The sequence below is a fragment of the Limosilactobacillus reuteri subsp. porcinus genome (assembly GCF_036621895.1).
In the GTDB taxonomy this organism is placed as follows: Bacteria; Bacillota; Bacilli; order Lactobacillales; family Lactobacillaceae; genus Limosilactobacillus; species Limosilactobacillus reuteri_J.
Window position 1 is genome coordinate 1 of sequence record NZ_LN887323.1, and the last position, 4203, is coordinate 4203.

At 38.5% G+C, this 4203-nt stretch carries 5 protein-coding genes; all 5 read left to right on the forward strand.

The window, feature by feature from the left end; translation table 11 throughout:
• Positions 1–27: 27 nt before the first annotated feature.
• The 5 genes from AACL61_RS01025 (at position 28) to AACL61_RS01045 (ending at position 3750) form a co-directional block, all read left to right on the forward strand.
• On the forward strand, positions 28–636 hold the full coding sequence (locus AACL61_RS01025; protein ID WP_019251768.1) for a hypothetical protein: 609 nt from the start codon (positions 28–30) through the stop codon (positions 634–636).
• An 81-nt stretch (positions 637–717) separates the two neighbouring features.
• A complete protein-coding gene (rbsR, locus tag AACL61_RS01030; protein WP_003670804.1) occupies positions 718–1734 on the forward strand; it encodes a ribose utilization transcriptional repressor RbsR in 1017 nt (338 codons plus the stop codon).
• A 56-nt stretch (positions 1735–1790) separates the two neighbouring features.
• On the forward strand, positions 1791–2714 hold the full coding sequence (rbsK, locus tag AACL61_RS01035; protein WP_065533148.1) for a ribokinase: 924 nt from the start codon (positions 1791–1793) through the stop codon (positions 2712–2714).
• Between the two features lie 126 nt (positions 2715–2840).
• Positions 2841–3086: a hypothetical protein gene (locus AACL61_RS01040; RefSeq protein ID WP_003670806.1), complete on the forward strand. Its 246-nt coding sequence runs from the start codon at positions 2841–2843 to the stop codon at positions 3084–3086.
• Positions 3070–3750 (forward strand): CPBP family intramembrane glutamic endopeptidase, encoded by a 681-nt coding sequence (locus AACL61_RS01045; RefSeq protein ID WP_339110854.1) that lies wholly within the window; start codon positions 3070–3072, stop codon positions 3748–3750. The genes AACL61_RS01040 and AACL61_RS01045 overlap by 17 nt, the downstream gene beginning before the upstream one ends.
• Positions 3751–4203: the final 453 nt, after the last annotated feature.

The window sequence follows — 4203 nt, forward strand, 5'->3', positions numbered from 1 at the left end:
TTATTTATAGAATACGAGGAAGTAAAGATGAGAAAAGAAAGTGAAAGTGAGAATCGCGTTCAATTAACAATGGCCAAGCAGCAAGGAACATTGATTGAGGTTCATAACTTGCCAAATGATGATTATTTTAATGTCGGATTTGTGGTTGCCCTCGATCCAGTATTTTGTTTGATGATCAGTATTGACTGGGATGGTAAAATCAACGGATTAATTGCTATTCGGATTAAGAGTATTCTTTATACAGAACGCCATAGTGACTACTTAATGACGGTTTCTGAAAAGACTAAAGTTGCCCATGATCACAACTATTTTGATATTTGGCAAGTGCAAAAGTTCATTGATAACCATCCAGAAATTACTCAGGGGAACCTATTATCAAATCTTCTCAATGATTCCTATGAGAACCGTCTTCCAGTTGTGATTGGCACTGAAAAGTATAAGGGGAGTGATGATTTTACAGGGATAATTACTGATCTCACACCCATTAAAGTAACAATTCATTACTATAATGACCATGACCTGTCATCATTGTGGGAATATGATATTTTGCGAGCAAAGATTGACTATCTCCGTGTTCGTGGTACTCAGATGGCAACCGGGAAACAGATTTTTAATGATATTTTTAACGAAATGTGATTGCAATATGAGTTGAGATAGTTTAAATTAATTAAATATTATTAACTAGATAAAACTGTTTACTAAAGAGGTTGAACAGCCATGAAAAAGAAAATAACAATTCGTGATTTAGCAAAAGAAGCTGGTGTTTCTGTAACCACTGTTTCGCAAATTTTAAATAATAAAGGCGATCGATTCAGCACAGCAACTCAGGAACGAGTTTTAGCATTACGGGACAAATATAAATACGTTCCTGACTTTAATGCTCGGAATTTAATTTTAAAGAGTGCCAAGACAATTGGGGTATTAGTTCCTAATATTGCTAACCCATTTTTTGGTACTTTTGTCGAGGGAGTGCAGAGTATTGCCCGTGAAGCAGAATTTATTCCACTTGTCTTTAGTGCCAACCGTGACCCAAAATTGGAAAAATATTACCTTTCCCAGATGATTGAACGATCAATTAGTGGATTAGTGATTGCTAGTGCAACGATGACTACAGAGACAATTAAAGAAGTTATCTCCTTTAATGAGATTCCTTACATCTTGTTTGATCAAAATCATACGCAGGAGGGTGATCGAGTTCAAACGAATGATTACCTTGGTGGCCAAATCGCGGCTAAACACCTCATTGAACTTGGTCACAAACATATTGCCGTTCTTACCTCTGACAACCCTACTGAAAATTTAAATCACCGAATGAATGGGTTCAAAAATATTATTCAAGAAAATAATCTAAGTTTAGATCCTATTCACGATGTTATTCGGGCACCCTTGACGAAGGATGGCGGATATAAAGCAGCAAAAGATGTTTTAGCAACTGGTGCTTCTGCTGTTTTTGCGGCGAACGATGAGATGGCAATTGGATTATTGCGAGGATTGCATGAATTAGACGTTAAAGTTCCCGAAGATATTTCTGTAATTGGTTACGATAATATCTACTGGGACGACTATGTTTATCCACGATTAACTACAGTACAACAACCAATTTTTGACCTTGGTGCTGGAGCTACTAAAATGCTCATTGAACAGATTAGTCATAGTAGTGCGGAAGCCCGCGTGCAAAACTTTCCAGTAAAATTAATTAAACGAGATAGTACAAGTTCCTATCGTCCAAAATAGTATGGTATGATGATATTATCACTTAGATGCCAATTGTTTAAGGAGGAAATAAACAAATGACAAATCATGTAACAATTGTAGGTAGTTTAAATGTTGATACAACGATGAAGGTTAAGCGGATGCCATTGCCTGGAGAAACGATTGCCGCTTTAAGTAAAACTAATGCTGCTGGGGGAAAAGGGGCAAACCAAGCTGTTGCTGCTGCTCGTTCAGGCGCTGAAACAGCTTTTGTTGGTCAAGTTGGTGATGACGCTGGTGGTAAGATGATGATCAACGACCTCAACGATAACAACGTCGACACAACTGGGATCCATGTTGACGACCAAGCAGGTACAGGATCTGCAGCCATCTTGCTTGATGAAAGTGGTCAAAACAGTATCTTAGTGTACGGAGGAGCTAACCAACAATTAAGCGTGAAAGAAGTAGAAGATGCGCGCGATCAAATTGCCGCTGCTGATTTTGTGATTGCTCAATTTGAAACTCCACAAGAAGCTACTTTACGGGCATTCCAAATTGCAAAGGAAAATGGCGTAAAGACAATCTTGAATCCTGCTCCTGCTCATGAAATTAACCCTGACTTATTGAAGTTAACAGACTTAATCATTCCAAATGAAACAGAGAGTGCTGCTTTAACAGGGATTATTATTACAGACGAAACTTCAATGCTTATGTCAGCCGCTAAGTTTGCTCAAATGGGTGTTCGTAATTTAATTATTACTGTTGGAGCAAAGGGTGCTTTCTACTGTACTCAAGATGGTTACAACTTCATTCCTGCCTTTAAAGTTAATGCTGTTGATACCACTGCCGCTGGTGATACCTTTATTGGTGCTCTTTCATCCCAATTAAAGCCTGATATGAGTAACATTGAAAAGGCAATTGTTTACGCTCAACGGGCAAGTTCATTAGCTGTTCAAAAGCTTGGTGCATTACCATCAATTCCTACTTATGACGAAGTAGTTGCTGCATCAAAGAATAACTAGATTTACTTAAATACAGATTAAAAATGGGGAGGCTGAGGAAAGCGAAAAACTTTTCTCAGCCTTTCCATCTTTTTTAGCAACCTTGCGCTTAACGTACCAATTTAGTAAACTGTTGAACAAATAATAATGGAGGTTTTCTTTGTGAAAGCAGAATTTATTCTTAAGGTGGTTATTCCGCCATTTATCATCTTTGCGATCCTCGTATGGCTAACTGCCGAACATTATATCTCTGGCTGGGTGATGTACCTTCTCTGGGTAATTGGTTTCGTGGTTGCAAACATCATTGTGACAAAAATTTCTACCCGGTGGAGTATTCAACGAATGCGTGAGAAACGGGCAAAGGAAGAGAAAAATAATGATAAAAGTAATTAAACAATCGTGGATATTTAGGGCGATTTTAATTGCGCTGATGTTAATTGCAATTGAGATTCCCCCGATTGCAGTTAATTTTGCTCTACGTTATTCAAAGACCAACCAGCTTATCGTGGACGGGTTCATGGTCTTATTCATCTGTTTAATGCTAGCGGTTATTTGGTGGGCACACCGGACATATGAAACTTATAACCAATTAGGACAGCCGGCGGGAATAAAGGTTGGCTGGATTATCGGTGGTTATCTAGCGATTATTTTGGGAATGGATGTCCTTAGCTACCTTAATCAATTTATCTATCATCAAACTGAAACAGCGAACAATGCAGCACTAGGAAGCATGCTTGGTCATAATGAAGTAATTACGATCGTATTTTGTTTTTCGGCAGTTGTTCTAAGTCCAATTGCTGAAGAATTTATTTTTCGTGGTACATTGACAAATATGTTCTTTAAGCGTGGCAACATCTGGCCGAAAGTTATCTTCTCGGGGGTAATCTTTTCTACCGGTCATATGAGTACCAACCCCATTAGCTTTTTGATCTATGCTTATATGGGGATGGTCTTAGCATATGTTTATTTGCGAACGGATGACATTCGAAATTCGATTGCAATTCATATGATTAATAATGCGATTGCGATGTATGTTCTCTTGGTTCAAGTTACCTAAAGTTGCTTCTTGAAATCGCTTACAATTCGTGGTACATTATAAGTGTGGAAAGATTAGAATGGTAAGATCTCCTATATCAATCTAGCACCGAAGAAATTAATAGTAGGCTAGAAGCAACATAAGTGTGGCATGAAATTTTAGACTGAATATTTATGTAATAAGGTCACCAGGGTGCACTAGGTTGATGATATAAATGCGACTTTGCGGAAGTTAGAATCAAAATGAATTAATAATTAGTTCCCTAGCAAAGTAGCAGATTCTTTCCGCAATAAACAAAAGAGGCTGGAAATGTTCCGGCCTCTTTGTTATGTGCGCCCGGCATGGGTATTAGCTAGGCGGTGAGAGTCCGCTATGGGCCGTAGTAGTCGGAACCATGAGCTGAGGACAAGGGTGTCCACTGTGAGGTGGAATCTGAAGGAAGTCTAAGGCAAAGTACTGCACCGATGAACAAGA

Excerpts from the sequence above, each read along its gene's own strand:
- AACL61_RS01025 (WP_019251768.1), top strand. The coding sequence starts at position 28 with ATGAGAAAAGAAAGTGAAAGTGAGAATCGCGTTCAATTAACAATGGCC.
- rbsR (WP_003670804.1), top strand. The coding sequence starts at position 718 with ATGAAAAAGAAAATAACAATTCGTGATTTAGCAAAAGAAGCTGGTGTT.
- rbsK (WP_065533148.1), top strand. The coding sequence starts at position 1,791 with ATGACAAATCATGTAACAATTGTAGGTAGTTTAAATGTTGATACAACG.
- AACL61_RS01040 (WP_003670806.1), top strand. The coding sequence starts at position 2,841 with ATGGAGGTTTTCTTTGTGAAAGCAGAATTTATTCTTAAGGTGGTTATT.
- AACL61_RS01045 (WP_339110854.1), top strand. The coding sequence starts at position 3,070 with ATGATAAAAGTAATTAAACAATCGTGGATATTTAGGGCGATTTTAATT.